Here is a 15910-nt window from a genome sequence, read left to right on the forward strand (position 1 = left end):
CGGGGGCGTCAGCCCTCCGACGCGTCGTAGTACTGCTGGTAGAGGTCGATGTTCTGCTGCAGCCCGGCGGCCTCGAGCGAGGCGACGTAGTCGTCCCAGCCGGCCTCGACGCCGCCGTTGGTGACGAACTGCGCGAAGGCGTTCTGCGTGAGGTTGAGCAGCGTGGTGTTGTTCAGCGAGAGGGTCGACAGGTCGGCGGCCGACATCTTGATGTAGGGCGGCCAGACGTCCTCGTCGGGGTCGACGTTCGCCAGCGCGGGCTCCAGCGGCGCGCTCTGCTCCACGGCCTCGGCGAGGTCGGTGGGCAGCACGAGCTGGGTCTCCTCGCGGATCCAGCCGGGCGAGGCGTCGGCGAGGGAGTTCGTCCACTTCCAGGTCGAGGGGTCGCTCGTGCCGTCCGCGGGCGGGAGCACCTCGTACGCGCCCTCGCCGGTCTTCGTCACGTACTCGCCCTCGTCGCCGAAGAGCGTCTGCACCGACAGGTCCTCGTCGTAGAACGCGTCGATGACCCGCAGGCCGGCGTCGATCGCGTCGGACTGCGCCGACAGGAGGATGTGGTTGGGCGTGAGGTTCTCGAAGTCCCAGCTCCACGTGGGCTCCACACCCGGCTCGGACAGCACCGGCGCCATGGAGGCGTACTGCGGGGCGAGCTGCGCCCCGAAGCGGTCGGAGGAGGTCCAGCCCCAGCTCATGCCGACCGTGGCGTCGTCGCCGGAGCCGCGCCCCACGGACTGGTAGGCGGAGTAGTCCTGCGTCATGACGTTCGTCGAGACGAGGCCCGCCGCGTTCGCCCTCTCGAGGAAGAGCAGGACCTCCTTCCACCGCTCGTCGGCCAGCCAGTTCCCGACCGTCCCGTCCTCGACGAAGTACCCCGTGCCGCCGCCGCCCGAGATCGGCAGGCCGGTGCCGCCGAGCAGGGCGGAGGGCTGGAAGTAGCCCCAGCCCGTCGTCGCCACGGGCGCCCAGTCCAGGGGGATCTCGTCGTCGGGGTCGCCGTTGCCGTTCGCGTCCTCCGTCTTGAAGGCGAGCAGCACGTCGTAGAGCTCGTCGAAGGTCGTGGGCATCTCCAGGCCGAGGGCGTCGAGCCACTGCTGGTTGATGTACTGGCGCGTGATGGCCTGGGGCCAGGCCTGCTTCCAGCGCGGGAGGGCGTACACCGATCCGTCGGTCTGCGTGGCCGTCTGCTCGGCGCCGTCGACCTCCTCGAACATCGCCTGCACGTTGGGCAGCGCGTCCATGTGCTCGGACAGGTCGACGAAGAGCGAGCCGTAGGTGGCCAGGTCCGAGTCCGTGATGACGTTCGTGCCGATGACGAGGTCGGGCACGTCCCCGGCGGCGAGCATCGTCGACTTCTTCTGGTCCCAGTCCGCCGACACCTCCTCCCAGTTGAGGGTGACGCCGGCCTCCTCCTCGAGGGTCTTCACCCAGGCCATCTCGTCCATGCCCTTGGTCAGCGGGTGCTTCACGACGAGCACGTCGAGCGTGCTGCTGCCGCCGGCCTCGCCGCCCTCGTCGTCCCCGCCGCCGGTGCACCCGGCGACCAGGAGTGCGGGGGCGACGAGCGCGGCCGCCCCGGTGCGCAGCGCGCGGCGGGACCGGCGGGGCCGGGCCTCACCGCCGGGCGCGGCGGACGGGGTGCGGGGGGTGCGTGCCATGGATCTCCTCCTCGAGATCGCTGCCCGGTCGGGCGGCGGTGGGCGGTGCGGGACGGTGCGGTGCGGTGCGGGGCGGTGCGGGTGAGCGGTCGGGCCGTGCGCGAGGCACGACCGGAGGTGCGTCCGGGCGGAGGGCGCCCGCGTCAGCCGGTCGTGACGGGCAGCCAGACGCGCATGGCCCCGGCCCGGCGGTTCCCCCAGGCGGCGAACGGCACGGCCAGGACGTCCACGGCCGGGCCCGCGGCGGCCGCCGGCCCGTCGGCGCGGGCGTAGAGATCGGTCTCCGGCGGCCGTACGGTCGCGGCCAGCCGCAGCGCCGGTGCCGCGGGTCCGGGGAGGCCGGCCGGCGCCGGCACCTCGTCGGGCGTGCGCGCCGGGTCGACGACGAGGTCGTCCACCGCCGCGCCCGCGGGCAGGTCGGCCTCCTCGACGCAGTAGACGAGCGGCCCGCGCTCGAGGGCGAGGCAGCCCCGGACGGCGTCGACGCGGGCGTTCGCCCGGGTCCAGCGCGCGGAGACGTCGAGGTCGAGGCGCACCGTCGCGCCGCCGACGAGGGGGACGCGCACGTAGCCGTCGGCGTCGGCGCCCGTCACGGTGCCGTCCGCGGTGACGGCCGTCGTGCCGGCCGACCACGCCGGCAGCCGCAGCGCCACCGTGGCACCGGGCCGCAGTTCGCCGCGGACCGTCAGCTCGACGCGCCCGTCGACGGGGTAGCCCGTGCGCACCTCGACCACGCCGGACCCCAGGTGGGCGGGCACGTCGATCTCGCCGGCGGCGTACTGGTGGACGACGAGGGCGTCCGGTGTGCTCGTCGCGACGTAGGAGGACAGCTGCGCGACCGTCCGGGCGATGTTCGGGGGGCAGCAGGCGCAGGCGTACCAGGGGGTGCGCTCCCGGGGCGCGTTCTCCTCCGAGTAGCGGTCGGGGCGCAGCTGGAGCGGGTTGGAGTAGAAGAACCGGCAGCCGGTGGCGTCCACGGCCGCGGCCAGGGCGTTGTGGATCTCGCGCTCGACGACGTCGCCGTAGCGGGCGTCGAGGTCGACGAGCTGCATCCGCCACGTCCAGTGCAGGTCCGCGATGGTCGCGCACGTCTCGGCGTAGGCGCGGTCGGAGGGCAGCTCGTGGTCGTCGCCGAAGGCCTCGTCGCGGTGGCGGGAGCCGAAGGCGCCCGACAGGTACATCTTCCGCTCGTGCGCGGCGGCCCACTGCGCCCGCATCGCGGCGAGGAGCGTCGGGTCGCCCGTCTCGAGGTGGACGTCGGTGACGCCGGCGTTGAGGTACAGCTGGCGCACCGCGTGGCCCACCGGCGAGAGGGACTCGCGCACCGGGGCGTGGTCCTGGAAGTAGCGCGCACCGAGCCCGCCGACGGGCAGCAGCCCGGTGCCGCGCAGGTCGACCATGTGGGCCGCGAGCTCCAGGTGCCGGCGGTCCCCGGTGTGGCGGTAGAGCTCGACGAGGGCCGTCTCGATCTCGGGGTGGCCGCAGACGCCCTTCTCGCGCCCGGGCCCGAAGCGCCGGTCGACGAGGTCGACGAAGCGCAGCGCGATCTCGAGCAGGTCGCGCCGGCCGGCCGCCCGGTCGAGGGCCACCGCGGCCTGGACCATGTGCCCGAGCACGTACATCTCGTGCGTCCACTCGAGCTCGGCGAACCGCTTCTCGGGGTGCACGCCCTGGATCCAGGACATGACGTAGCCGCTCGGGTCCTGCACGCGGGCGACGAGGGCGATGACGTCGTCGAGCCAGCCGTCGAACGCGCCGGTGCCGGACCGGGCGATCTCCCAGGCGACCGCCTCGATCGTCTTGTAGAGGTCGGAGTCGGCGAAGACGAAGCCGCGGTAGGCGGCGCCCGACTCCCCCACGACGCGCCGCAGGTTGTCGAGCACGCCCGACGCCTCGAGCCGCTCGATGCAGTGCGGGATGGTCGCCTCGGCGTTGCGCCGCTGCCAGACGCCGAGCGGGCTGCGCGGGTCGAGGCGCACCGACCGCAGGTCCAGCGGACGGTGCCGCGCCACGTCCGCGAGCGGGACGGCGGGTGCTGCGGCCACGGGGGCCGCCAAGGTCTCGGTCAACGTTGACTCCTGTCCAGGGGCGACGCGGACGATCGTGGCGAGGTTGTTCAGCGTTGTCAACCATCGGACAGCAGCCTGTCCCGCGGTCTGTCGGCTCACCGGCGGACGTCGGCCGACGGGGTCGGTGGCCGACGGCGGAGGCGTGGTCGCGCTCCCTCCCTGCGCCGACCTGGACGGACGTCCTGCGGGCCACGTCGTCGCCCCGGGACCGGGGAGGGAGACGAGGCGCCCACGCCCGCCCACGTCCGAGTCGCTGCCAGGGCGGGGACGACCTCGAGCCCGAGCAGCATCTGCCGGGCGGGTCTTCCGAGGCTCCACCGGCCGCGGCGCGCCGTCGCCGCCGGCGGGATGGTCGGCGACCTGGTCGAGCTCTTCCCGCCGTCGCACACGCTCCTGGTGCAGGAGCAGGAGCGCCGCCGGAGGTTCCGGCGTCACGAGGAGCCCAGGGCTCACCGCGCCAGACCGTGCCGGACCGTGCCGGACCGTGCCGGACCGTGCCGGACGGTCAGAAGGGCGGCGTGTCGTCCGGTGCCGGCGGGGCGCTGCGGGCGCGGCGGTGCCCGCTGGCGCTCTCCTCCGCGGCCGCCGCGTCCGGGTCGTGCACGATCCGTCCCCGGCGGTCCCGGCGAGCCCCGGCAGGCACGGCCACCGCCGCAGGCCGCCTCAGCGGCTCGTGGTCCGCGGGACCGATCCCGACCGGTCCACCGGCACCGGCACCGGCACCGGCGTCCTCCCCTGCCGGCCCGTCGTGGCCCTCGACGACGCGCCACCGACCGTCGGGGGTGCCGGCGGCGTTCTCGTCGGTGGCGTCGAGGTGGGCGTGGGGGTGCAGGTGCAGGTCGGGCAGGGTGGTGTGGTGGCGTCCGGTGGGCGTGGTCCAGCAGGCCGTGCCGTCCCGGTCCAGGGTCATCGACCAGCCCGTCAGGTGCCGCAGCCGGTGGTGGTGCCGGCACAGGTGGACCAGCTCGTGCGGGTCCGAGGCCCCGGTGATCGCCCAGTCCTGCACGTGGTCCACGTCGCAGCGGTGCACCGGCCGCGGGCACCCCGGGAACCGGCACGTGCCGTCACGGGCCTGCAGGAACCGACGCAACGCCCCGGTGATCCGGTACGTGCGCCGGTCCACCGCCCGCACCGCCCCCGTGACCGGGTCGGTGAGGATCCGCGTCAACGTCCGCGCGGTGGACGCCAGCTGGCGTGCCGTGGCCGCGTCGACCGGACCCACACCGGCGACCTCCGCCGGCTCGTCCCCGCCCAGCAACGTCCCCACCGGCACCGTCACGAACAGGTGCGTCACCCGACCACCCGTCGGCACCACCGGCCCTGCCCGACGACCCGGCGGCCCGGCCTCCGCCTCGTCGTCGTCCCTCGACGGCTTCCCTCCCGGTCCACCCCCCGCGACCACCGACCCCGGGCCCGTCCCCACGTCCGGCGCTGAAGGGGCGCGTACCGCCGGGCGCGGTCGACCCTGGTCCGCTTCGGAGGCCCGCTCCTCGCTCATCTCGAGGAGCAGGTCCTCGTCCGGAGGCACCGGGGCCAGCGCGTCGGCCGACCCTGCGCTCACCTCGCCCGGCAGGGACAGGGGTGGCAGCTCCGGCAGGGTCGCGCTCACGTGCAGCACCGCCTCCACCAGCGCGTCCGCTCGCAACTGGTCCAGGGTCCGCCCGTCGCGGGCCTCCTGCGGACGCGCGACCTCCGCCGCCCACGCCGTCAACGTGTCGTGGATGCCGTGGGCGTCGACCGCCGGCAGGTACGCGTGCAACGAGGCCATCCCGTCCCGCTCGGGCAGCAGCCGCACGCACCGCTCCTCCCGCGCCGCCCGCCGCCGCTGCGCCACCGGCCGCGGGTGGTGCCGCTCGCACCACCGCTGCGCCCGCCTCCCCAGCGCACGCGGGGTCAGGTCCACCGGCGCGGCCCACCCCTCCTCACCCTCGTCCGTCAGCAACGCCCGGTCCGCCTCCTGCGCCACCTCCACCGACAGGTGCGCCGTGGCCTGCAGCAGCACCTCCACGTGTCGCCACCCCAACCGCCCCGTCGCCAACGCCCCCAGCACCACCGGCCGCTCCCGCACCAGCGCCGTCGAGGCCCCCACCAGACCCCCGGCCGTCTGCTCCGGCAGGCCCAGCGCCGCCGCGACCTCGGCCACCACGCTGCGCGCCGGCAGGTCATCACCCAGCGGCACCCCCACGCCCAGCGCCACCGCCAACCGCCCGAAGGACGCCGCCTGCGCCAACCTCTCCGCCCGCCACGCCTGCCAGGCCCGGATCGACTGCTCGACCTGCACGACCTCCTCCAGCAGCACCCGCGCACTGGCCTCCACCCGCTCCCGCAGACCCGGCACACCGGCCAGCACCCCCACCGGCAGCTCACCACCGACCAGGTCCTCCACGGCCGCCAGCTCGGGCACCGACCAGGCGCCCACGCCCTCGGTCATGATCCGCCGGACCGTCTCGGAGTCGAGCCGGTCACCGCCCCCACGCTCGCGGGTCGAGCCGCCCGGCCGCGACTCCCGCTCCCCCGCCACCTCCCACACCCCCGACGACATCGCCGTCGCAGCAGGACGCGAAGCAACAGGGGCGCACTCCTCCGCGCCCCTGGCCCCCAGCAGCCCCGCACCCGTCGCCACGGGACCATCCCACCACCCACCACTGACACGCCGCCTGCTCCCTGACTGCGCCCCGGGGAGCGGGGACGCGACCGTCAGCGGGGGGCGGTGGACTCGCGGACGACGAGGTGCGCGCCCGTGCGGACGTGCTCCGCGGGCCCCTCGTCGCCGGCGAGCCGCGCGACGAGCATCCGGACGGCCGCATCGACCATGGACGCCTGCTCGGGGCTCACCGACGACAGCGGCGGGACGGTGAAGGCCGCCTCCTCGGTGTCGTCGAACCCGGACACCGCGACGTCCTCGGGGACGCGGACGCCGTGCGCACGCAGGGCGCCGAGGGCCCCGACGGCGATGGCGTCGTTGACGCACAGCGCCGCGTCGAACGCCAGGCCCGACCGCAGCAGCCCGACCATCGCCTCGTAGCCGGAGGCGCGGCGGTCCCAGTCCGAGCCGGCGACGACGAGCCGGTCGTCGCGCTCCAGCCCCCGCTCGGCGAGCGCCTCGAGGTACCCCTCGAACCGGTCGCCCGAGGGCTGCGCGCCGGGCGCCTGGTTCCACACGAGGGCGATCCGGCGCCGGCCGCCGTCGAGCAGGTGGCGCGTCATGGCGCGGGCGCCCTCCCGCTCCGCCATGACGACGCAGTCCAGGCCAGGGGTGGGCCCCCCGCCGAGCTGGACGATGGGCCGCGGCGGCACCGTCCCGCGGATCATGTCGCCGACGGCGTGGTGGGGGCAGACGACCACGGCGTCGACGTCCCGCGTGGCCGGCCCGAGCAGCGCCTCGCGCTCGGCGGCCTCCCCGTGGGCCACGCGCAGGGTCGCGACGAGGCCGTGCGCCTCGAGGGCGTGGATGAGCCGCTCGGCGATCTCGGCGAAGTAGGGCTGGTAGAGGTTCGGCACCACGACGGCCACGCGCCCCGTCCGGCCCGAGGCGAGCCCCCGGCCGGCGAGGTTGACCGTGTAGCCGACCTGCTCGACCGCCGCGAGCACCGCGGCCCGCGTCGCGGCCGACACCCCGGGGCGCCCGAGCAGCACGTTCGACACGCTCTTGGCCGAGACGCCGGCGACGGCGCCGACGTCGGCGAGGGTGGGGCGCGTCACGGGGCCTGCTCCCCCAGCGTCGAGGCCCGCCGCAGGAGCTCCACGGGGAGCACGAGCGTCCGTGGCCCGGCCGGCCCGGCCCCGTCGAGGCGGTCGACGACGAGGTCCACCGCCGCCCGCGCGAGCGCGCGCGGACCAGGGTCGAGGGTCGTCAGGGTCGGTGCCGAGAAGCGGCCGTCGTCGAGCGCGTCGTAGCCGACCACCGCGACGCGGTGCGGCACGGGCACCCCGGCGGCGGCGAGCGCGGCGAGCGCCCCGAGCGCGACCTCGTCGTTCGTGCAGACGAACGCGTCGACCGACGGGTGCTCCGACAGGGCGAGGGCGGCCGCCCGTGCGCCGGCGGCCCGGTCGGCGACCGTGCCGAGCGGCACCAGCGGCGGCTCCGGGGGCGCCTCCGCGCCCGGCACCGCGGCGGCGACGGCGGCCCGCAGCGCCGCCGACGGCCGGCGGCGGTCCTCCCCGGAGCCGTGGGCGCGGTCGGGTCCGAGCAGCACCGGGTGGCGGCGCCCCATCACCGCCAGGTGCCGGGCCACGAGCACCACGGCCTGCACCACGTCCTCGTCGACCCGGTCCACGACCGCCCGCGCCGGCCCGAGGCCGTCGCCGCCGGCGCCCCCGGGGGAGAGGGCGTCGAGGGCGCCCGCCACCGGCACCGGCCCGCCCTGCACCACGACGAGGGGCCGGTCCGGCACGCCCTCGTCGAGCGGGACGCCCTCGGGCAGGGGCCCGACGTGCACCACCGCGTCGACCGAGCGGCCGCGCGAGGCGAGCAGCGCGCGCAGCCGCTCGGGGTCGTCGTGCAGCGGCTCCACCGCGACGGGCAGCCGCCGCCGGTCCGCCTCGACGACCAGCGCCTCGACGAGGGTGGCCAGGTAGGGGCGCCGCAGCGCCGCGACCCCGACGCCGAGCATGCCGGTCCGCCCGGTCCGCAGGCTCCGGGCCGCGGCGCTCGGCGTCCAGGCGAGCTCGTCGATGGCCGCCCGCACCCGGGCGACGACCTCCGGGCGCGTGTGCGGCTCGCGGTTGACCACGCGCGAGACCGTCTTGACCGAGACCCCCGCGAGCGCGGCGACGTCGCGCATCGTGGCTGCCACGGGGGTCAGCGTAGGTGTCGGCGGGGACCGGGGACCCGCGGAGGGACGGCCGGCGTCGGCCCGCGCCGGCTCACGCGCCGTCCTCGAGCACCGTCGCGAGCATCCGCCGCGCCACGGCCGCGAACGACGGGTGCGTCGTCGCGTAGTACGGCAGCGCGACCGCACCGACGAGGAGCGCCCACCCGCGCCCGCGCTCCCAGGTGGGTTCGTCGACCCTGAGGTCGCGCCGCAGCACGGCCCGGCCGCCCGGGCCCAGCAGGGACCACGCCGGCAGGAGGTCGACGGCCGGGTCCCCCAGGCCCGCGGCCGCCCAGTCCAGGACGCCCGTGAGGCGGCCGTCCGCGACGAGGAGGTTGCCCGGCAGCAGGTCGGCGTGCACCCAGGTGCCCGGCGCGCGCGCCGGCGGCACCACCAGGGCCGCGTCCCACCGCGAGGTCAGCGCCGGGACGTCGACGACGGCGCCGAGCTGCCCGAGCGCGGTGCGGACGGCCGCGTCGTAGGCGTCGAGCCGCCGGCCGCGGAAGGCGGTGGGCCCGTCGGGCAGCCCCAGGTCGCGCAGCGCGCGGACGACGGCGACGAGGTCCTGCGCGAGCGCCTCGTCGTCGCCCTCCGCGGGCTCCGGCGGCCGGCCGGGCACCCGCTCCTGGACGGACCACGCGAAGGGGTAGCCCTCGCCCGGCGCGCCGACGGCCACGACCCGCGGGACCGCGACCGGCAGGCGGCCGGCCAGACGCGGGAGCAGGGCCCGCTCCCGGGCGAGGTCGTCGGCGCCCGCCGCCCGCAGGGGCAGCCGGACGACGAGCGCGTCCCCGAGGGCGAACACGGCGTTCACGGTGCCGGCCGGCACGATCTCGACGACCGCGTCCGCCCCGCCCGCACCGACGAGCAGGTCGGGCACCTGCCCCGCCAGGAGTCGGACGACGAGGCCCGCGTCGACGGGCACCTCGTCGTCGTGCAGCCGGAGGCGCGGCACCCGTGCCCTCGCCGCCCCTCGCCGGCTCCGCCGCCCCCGCCGCCGTCAGCGCGTGGCCAGCGCGTCGACCGCCGCGACCTCATCGGGCGTGAGGGAGAACCCGAGGACCGCGAGGTTGGCCGCGAGGCGGCCCGGGTCCGTCGACTTCGGGATGACGACGACGTCGTGCTCGACGTGCCAGCGCAGCACCACCTGGGCGGGCGTGACGTCGTGCGCGCGCGCGACCTCGACGAGGGCCGGCGCGTCGAGGTCCGTCCGCTTCAGCGGGCTGTACCCCTCGAGGACGACGCCGCGCCCGCGGTGCGCGTCGAGCAGCGCCGGGTCGTGGTCGACCGGGCTCCAGGGCACCTGGTTGACCGCCGGCGCCTCGCCCGTCGCCGCGACGAGGGCGTCGACCTGCTCCAGCGAGTAGTTCGACACGCCGACGGAGCGGACGAGGCCCTCGTCGCGCGCGGCGAGCAGCTTCTCCCAGACGTCGGGCCGGGCCTCGCCCCCGGGCGGCCAGTGGATGAGCCAGAGGTCGAGGTGGTCCAGGCCGAGGGCCTCCAGCGACGCCTCGAGCGTCTGCCGCTCGCGCCCGGCGTGGTCCGGCGGCAGCTTCGTGGTGACGAAGACCTCCTCGCGCGGCAGGCCGGCCGCGGCGAGCGCGCGCCCGACCTCGGCCTCGTTGCCGTAGCCCGTGGCGGTGTCGACGTGGCGGTAGCCCAGCCCGAGCGCGGTCTCGACCGCGGAGCGGGCCCCGTCGCCGGAGGCCTGCCAGGTGCCCAGGCCCAGCACGGGGATGGCGCCGCCCGGCAGGGGCAGCGTCGGTGAGGTGGGGGCGGCGTCGGTGCTCATGCCGCCATCCTGCGCGCGCCCCCCGCCCCGCGCGCGCCGCACCGCGCCCGGCGTGCCCCGCCCGCCGCACCCCGCGCGGTGCCTACAGGGCAGCCAGCTCCCGCTCGAGGTCCGCCAGCCCGAGCGAGCCGAGCCCGAGCGCCGCCGAGTGCCACGCCCGCAGGTCGAAGGCCTCCCCCGCCGCCCTCCGCCGCGCCCGGGCCGCCGCACGGCCGGCGAGCCAGGCCCGCTCGCCGAGCTTGTAGGCCACCGCCTGCCCCGGCCAGCCCAGGTAGCGCGTGACCTCGCTGGCCACGAACGCCGACGAGGAGCCGGACCGCTCGCCCAGGAAGGCCAGGCCGCGGCCCGCCGTCCACCGTGCGCCGTCCTCGCCGCGCACCGGCAGGCCGAGGTGCATGCCGGTGTCGACCACGACCCGCACGGCCCGCAGCCGCTGCCCGTCGAGGTACCCCAGCCGCTCGCCGGCGTCCCGCAGGCGGCCGAGCTCGTCCATGAGGCGCTCGGCGTACAGGGCCCAGCCCTCCGTGGTGGCGGGCACGGAGCCGACGCTCACCTGGAAGCGGGAGAGCTCCCCGGCGCGGTGCGCCCAGCGCCCGAGCTGGAGGTGGTGGCCGGGGACGCCCTCGTGGTACCAGGTGCTCACCAGGTCCCACGTCGGGAACCGGGTGCGGCCGAGCGTCGGCAGCCACGTGCGGCCAGGACGGGCGAAGTCCAGCGAGGGCCGGGTGTAGTACGGCGCGGCCGCCGACCCCGGGGGCGCGATCATCGCCTCCACGCGGCGGACGGGGGCCGGGACGTCGACGACCGTCCCGTCGAGCTCGGCGATCGTGCGGTCCATCAGGTCCTGCAGCCAGGCGCGCACCGCGTCCTCGCCGTCGACGGCCGGGCCGTGCTCCGCGAGGTGCGCGGCCGCCTCCGCCGGCGTGGCGCCCGGGCGCAGCACCCGGCCCGCCTCCTCGTCCATCTCCGCCTCGATGCGGGCCAGCTCCTCCCACCCCCAGGCGTGCGCCTCGTGGGGGTCCACCTGCGCCCCGAGGTGCTGCCGCGCCGCCAGCGCCCACCGCTCCGCGCCGACGCCGTCCGGGACGTCCGCGACGGCGGGGCGGTACGCCGCGGCGAGCCAGTCCCGCAGGCCGGCGACCGCACCCGTCGCGGCGGCCGCGCCGCGCTCGAGGTCGCGGCGCAGGGCCTCCGGCACGCTCCCGGCGGCCCCGGCCACGAGGTCGGCGTACCAGCCGGCGCCGGACCCGTCCGCCCCGCCCCGACCGGCGCCCGGCAGCCAGGCCGACAGCTGCGCGACGACCGCGTCCGCCTGCCGCGACGCGCTCACGTGGCCCGTCGCGAGGCCGTGCTCGAGGCCGGCGCGCACGGAGGCGGCCGCCTCGGGCACGCGCGCCAGCCGCCGGGCGACGACCGCCCACTCGTCGGGGGTGCTGCGCGGCATGAGCAGGAAGACGCCCTGGAGGGTGCCGACGGGCGAGCCGATGGGTCGCAGGTGCGCGAGGTCCTCGCCGGCCTCGTGCAGGGCCAGCGCCGTCCCGAGCCGCTCGCGCAGGAGGGTCCCGCATCGGCGGTCGTCGTCGTCGGGTCCGGTCGTGGACCCCTCCGACGAGGCCCCGCCGCCGGGGAGGCCGTCGAGCTCGGCCAGCGCCGCCCGGGCCGCCGCCGCCCGGGCCGCGAAGCCGTGCCACGACAGGTCCGGGAGCCCGTCCTCGTCGGGCCGCGTCCCCAGCGCCGTGGCGACGGTGGGGTCCAGCCGCGCGAGCGTCTCGACCCAGCGGTCCGCCACGTCGCGGGCGCGACGCGCGCCCCCTCGGCCGTCCGTCCCCGCGGCCGCCACCCCGTGCTGCGTCATGGTCGGACGGTAACAACAGGCCCCGCAGCGCCCGCCCGGCCTCACGGCGCCGCCGCCCGGGCCTCGTCACCTGGCGCCCGCGGGCCGCACCGGCCACGCTGGAGCCAGCGCCGGCGGAGGGGCCGCGGGCGCCGGGGAGGTGCCACCGTGAGCGAGACCATGGGCACGGGCGGGTCGCCGGAGGCCGACGAGGCCGACCGCCTCGACCAGGGCCGGGAGCAGGACGGCTCCCCCGCCGGCGGTCCCGGGGACCTGCCGGACGCCGAGGACCGGCCGGCGCTGCCCGAGGCGGGGGCCGACGACCTGCCCGACGCGCTCCCGGACGGCGCCGCGGAGGCGGACGCCCTCGAGCAGGCGCTGCCCGCGGGCGGTGACGGCGAGGACGAGCACCCTCGGGCCTGACGCGCCTGCAGCCAGGGGGCCCGTCCGTCCGTCCTCCGGGCACGGCCGCACGGGTCGGCGGCGCGGGTCATGATGGACGGGCCCCGCGGCGCCGCCCGCCGGGGCGCGCCCCACCGCACGAGGAGAGGTCACCATGAGCACCGCCCCCGAGACCCAGCGCCCGCGGCCGTCCCGGCTCGGTGAGACGCCGGTGTACGACGAGGTCGTCGCCGAGCGCGGCGAGCCCTTCGAGACGCGACCCTCCCGCCACTGACGGCGGGCACGCCGCCCGGACGGTCCAGCGCCCGCCGCGCGGGCCTGCCAGACTCCCGCCATGCCCCGCACCCCCGACCCCGGCGCGGCGAGCGCGCCCGTCACCGGCACGGGACCCGTGCCCGGGCCCGCACCGACCCCCCGGCGTCTCGTCGTCCTCGGTGCCGGCGCGGTCGGGCTCACGCTGGCGGCCCGCGCCACCGAGGCCGGGGTGCCCGTGCTCCTCGTCGCGCGGGGCGCGGCGCTCGAGCGCCTGCGCACCGCGCCCGTCCGCTACGCCGACCCCGACGGGGTGCGCGAGGTACGGGTGCCCGTCGCCGCCGAGGACGAGGTCGCCCTCGAGCCCTCCGACGTCCTGGTCCTCACCGTGAAGGCGCAGCAGGCCGAGGACGCGCTCACCGCGTGGGCCTACCGAGAGGTGGCAGGCGGCGGCCTCGGGGCCGACCTGCCGGTCGTGACCCTGCAGAACGGCCTCGACACCGAGCGGGCCGCCCTGCGCCGGTTCACCACCGTGCTCTCGGCCTCGATCCTCGTCCCCGCGCAGTCCTTCGCGCCGGGCGAGGTCGCCACGGCCGCCGCCGGGCCCGCGGCGGTCCTCACGCTCGGCCCGGCCGGGGCCGGCCCGCACCCGCCCGCGACGCACGCGGCCCTGGCCGACGTGGCGGCGGCGCTCGTGGCCACCGGGTGCGCGGCGCACGTCGTCGAGGACGCGGCGCCGTGGAAGGCGCTCAAGCTGCTCGGCAACGTGCTCAACGGCGTCGAGGTCCTCGCCGGTGACGAGGACGCGCGCGCCGCCCTCGGCCGGGAGGTCGTCGAGGAGGCGCGCGCGGTGCTCGACGCGGCGGGCCTGGCGGTCGCGGACGGCGCCGAGCGCGAGCGGGCCGTCGGCGCCGTGCGCGTGCGCCGGACCGAGGGCTGGGAGCCGGGCCGCTCGTCGACCTTCCAGAGCTTCGCGCGCGGCGCGGCCAGCGTCGAGACCGACCACCTCAACGGCGAGGTCGTGCTGCTGGCCCGCCTCCACGGCGTGCCGGCCCCGCTCAACGCGGCGCTGCAGCGCGTCCTCGGGCGGGCCGCCGCCCGCGGCGAGGGGCCCGGCAGCGCCACCGTCGCCGACGTGCGCGCCGCCGCGGCGGGCTGAGGACGGGCGGATGGTGACCCTCCAGGACGTCGCGCGCGCCGCCGGCGTCTCGCCGATGACGGTGTCGAACGTCGTGAACGCCCGGGTCCCCGTCCGCCCCGAGACCCGCGAGCGCGTCCTCGCCGCCGTCGAGACGCTCGGCTACCGCGTCAACGGCGCCGCGCGGAACCTGCGCGCCGGACGGACCGGCACCATCGCCCTCGCGGTGCCCGACCTCGACCGCCCGTACTCCGGCCAGCTGGCGGACCGCGTCGTGCACGCGGGCCGGCGGCGGGGGCTGCGCGTGGTCGTGGAGGTCACCGGGGCCCGGCGGGAGGACGAGCTGGACGCCATCGCCCTCTCGCGCGTGCGCCTGCACGACGGGGTCATCGTCAGCGCCGTCGGGCTTCGGCCGGAGGACCTCCGGCTCCTGCCGCTGTCCGGGCCCGTGGTGCTGCTCGGCGAGCGCGTGCTCGACGCCCGCGTGGACCACGTCGGCATGCCGAACGTCGCCGGGGCCCGGGCGGCCGTGGAGCACCTGCTCGCCACGGGCCGGCGGCGGGTGGCCGTCGTGGGCGCGCCGCCGGAGGCCGTGGCGGGCGCCGGCCGTGCGGGCGACCCGCACGACGCGGCCGCGAGCGGGACCCCGCTGCCCGCCGACGCCGACGCCGGGCACCCCCGTGGCGAGGGCTACCGGCAGGCGCTGGCCGCGGCCGGCCTCCCGGTGGACCCCGCGCTCGTGGTGCCGGCACCGGACTGGACGCTCGCCGGCGGGGCCGCCGCCGCGCGGGCCCTCCTGGCGGCGGCACCGGACGTCGACGGCGTGCTCGCCGTGACCGACACCCTCGCGCTCGGGGTCCTGCGCGGCCTCGCCGACGCCGGCCGTCGCGTGCCGCAGGACGTCGCGGTGGTCGGCTTCGACGACGTCCTCGAGGCGTCCTACTCCGTGCCCCGGCTCAGCACCGTCGCGCCGGACCACGAGGAGATCGCCGAGACGGCGGTCGAGCTCCTCGTCGCCCGGATCGCGGAGACCGGCGTGCCGGCGCCGGCGCGGGACGTCACCAGCGGCTTCCGCCTCGTCGTGCGGGAGTCCTCCGCCCCTGCGGGCTGAGGGGCACGTCCGCGACCCCGGGCCCCCGGGACGGCTGCCGTCAACCCCGCCGCGTCAGCGCGCCCGTGCCGCCGCGCGGAGGGGGAGCCGGTGCAGGGTCACGTCGTGCAGGGCGCCGTCCCTCGCGACGGCCGTCACGTAGGTGCAGGTCGGCTGGCGCCGCCGGTCGGTCGGCGAGCCGGGGTTGAGCAGCCGGAGCCCGCCGGGCGCGACCGTGTCCCACGGGATGTGGCTGTGCCCGAAGACGAGCACGTCCAGGTCGGGGTACCCCGCCGCGCACCGGGCCTCGCGACCCGTGGCCGGGCCCGTCTCGTGGACGACCCCGAGGCGCAGGCCGTCGACCTCCCGACGCCCCACCTCCGGGAGCCGGGCCCGCAGGTCCGGCCCGTCGTTGTTGCCCCAGCAGGCGAGGAGCTGCGGCGCCCGCCCGGCGAGGGCGTCGAGCAGCGCGACGTCCACCCAGTCGCCGGCGTGGACGACGAGGTCCGCGGCGTCGACCGCCTCCCAGACCTGCGGCGGCAGGTCACGGGCCCGTCGCGGCACGTGGGTGTCGGCGAGGAGCAGCAGGCGCGTCACCGCGCGTCCCGCCTCAGGACGCCTTCCGCTCGACGATCCGCACGAGCTCGCCCACGTCCTGGATGGACCCCATCTCCGCGTCGCTGAAGGTGATGCCGAACCGGCTCTCCAGCGAGAACAGCACCGACAGGTGGGCCAGGGAGTCCCAGCCCTCCACGTCGCCCGCCGTGCTCGTGTCCTCCAGCTCGAGGTCCGGCTGGAGCAGCACGTCCCGGATCACCTCGTGGACGTCGTCGCGCACCGTGCTCATCGGCTCTCCCTCTCCCC

General features: G+C 77.8%; 13 protein-coding genes. 3 read left to right on the forward strand and 10 right to left on the reverse strand.

All coding sequences use genetic code 11. From position 1 onward, the window contains the following. Positions 1-8: 8 nt before the first annotated feature. From EJA20_RS00075 to EJA20_RS00110, 8 genes are all read right to left on the reverse strand, one after another. Positions 9-1655 (reverse strand): type 2 periplasmic-binding domain-containing protein, encoded by a 1647-nt coding sequence (locus tag EJA20_RS00075; protein WP_129336140.1) that lies wholly within the window; start codon positions 1653-1655, stop codon positions 9-11. A 143-nt stretch (positions 1656-1798) separates the two neighbouring features. Further along, positions 1799-3724, reverse strand: a complete 1926-nt coding sequence (locus tag EJA20_RS00080; protein ID WP_129336141.1) for a glycoside hydrolase family 127 protein — start codon at positions 3722-3724, stop codon at positions 1799-1801. Between the two features lie 505 nt (positions 3725-4229). Further along, positions 4230-6347 carry an HNH endonuclease signature motif containing protein gene (locus EJA20_RS00085; protein WP_129336142.1) on the reverse strand — a complete coding sequence of 706 codons (2118 nt, stop codon included), beginning with the start codon at positions 6345-6347 and terminating at the stop codon, positions 4230-4232. Positions 6348-6421: 74 nt separating this feature from the next. Beyond that, entirely contained in the window at positions 6422-7426 is a 1005-nt protein-coding gene (locus EJA20_RS00090; protein ID WP_129336143.1) for a LacI family DNA-binding transcriptional regulator, read from the reverse strand. Continuing rightward, positions 7423-8520, reverse strand: coding sequence for a LacI family DNA-binding transcriptional regulator (locus EJA20_RS00095; protein WP_240674816.1), 1098 nt, complete (start codon positions 8518-8520; stop codon positions 7423-7425). The genes EJA20_RS00090 and EJA20_RS00095 overlap by 4 nt, the downstream gene beginning before the upstream one ends. Before the next feature lie 70 nt (positions 8521-8590). Next, positions 8591-9493 (reverse strand): aminoglycoside phosphotransferase family protein, encoded by a 903-nt coding sequence (locus EJA20_RS00100; RefSeq protein WP_129336144.1) that lies wholly within the window; start codon positions 9491-9493, stop codon positions 8591-8593. Between the two features lie 45 nt (positions 9494-9538). Beyond that, positions 9539-10330 carry an aldo/keto reductase gene (locus tag EJA20_RS00105; protein ID WP_129336145.1) on the reverse strand — a complete coding sequence of 264 codons (792 nt, stop codon included), beginning with the start codon at positions 10328-10330 and terminating at the stop codon, positions 9539-9541. Positions 10331-10412: 82 nt separating this feature from the next. After that, entirely contained in the window at positions 10413-12185 is a 1773-nt protein-coding gene (locus tag EJA20_RS00110) for a DUF885 domain-containing protein (RefSeq protein ID WP_129336146.1), read from the reverse strand. A gap of 147 nt (positions 12186-12332) precedes the next feature. On the opposite strand from EJA20_RS00110, the gene EJA20_RS00115 reads away from it, so the two are divergent. From EJA20_RS00115 to EJA20_RS00125, 3 genes are all read left to right on the forward strand, one after another. Further along, positions 12333-12587: a hypothetical protein gene (locus EJA20_RS00115; protein ID WP_129336147.1), complete on the forward strand. Its 255-nt coding sequence runs from the start codon at positions 12333-12335 to the stop codon at positions 12585-12587. Positions 12588-12900: 313 nt separating this feature from the next. Beyond that, entirely contained in the window at positions 12901-13977 is a 1077-nt protein-coding gene (locus EJA20_RS00120) for a ketopantoate reductase family protein (protein WP_129336148.1), read from the forward strand. A 10-nt stretch (positions 13978-13987) separates the two neighbouring features. Beyond that, on the forward strand, positions 13988-15067 hold the full coding sequence (locus EJA20_RS00125) for a LacI family DNA-binding transcriptional regulator (RefSeq protein ID WP_129336149.1): 1080 nt from the start codon (positions 13988-13990) through the stop codon (positions 15065-15067). Between the two features lie 54 nt (positions 15068-15121). On the opposite strand, the gene EJA20_RS00130 is transcribed toward EJA20_RS00125, so the two are convergent. Together EJA20_RS00130 and EJA20_RS00135 are read right to left on the reverse strand one after the other, a co-directional pair. Then, positions 15122-15643 (reverse strand): metallophosphoesterase family protein, encoded by a 522-nt coding sequence (locus EJA20_RS00130; protein WP_129336150.1) that lies wholly within the window; start codon positions 15641-15643, stop codon positions 15122-15124. A gap of 13 nt (positions 15644-15656) precedes the next feature. Next, complete coding sequence (locus tag EJA20_RS00135; protein WP_129336151.1) at positions 15657-15893, reverse strand: acyl carrier protein; 237 nt, start codon at positions 15891-15893, stop codon at positions 15657-15659. Between the last annotated feature and the right edge of the window lie 17 nt (positions 15894-15910).

The organism is Cellulomonas endophytica, from assembly GCF_004123805.1.
Lineage (GTDB): Bacteria > Actinomycetota > Actinomycetes > Actinomycetales > Cellulomonadaceae > Cellulomonas > Cellulomonas endophytica.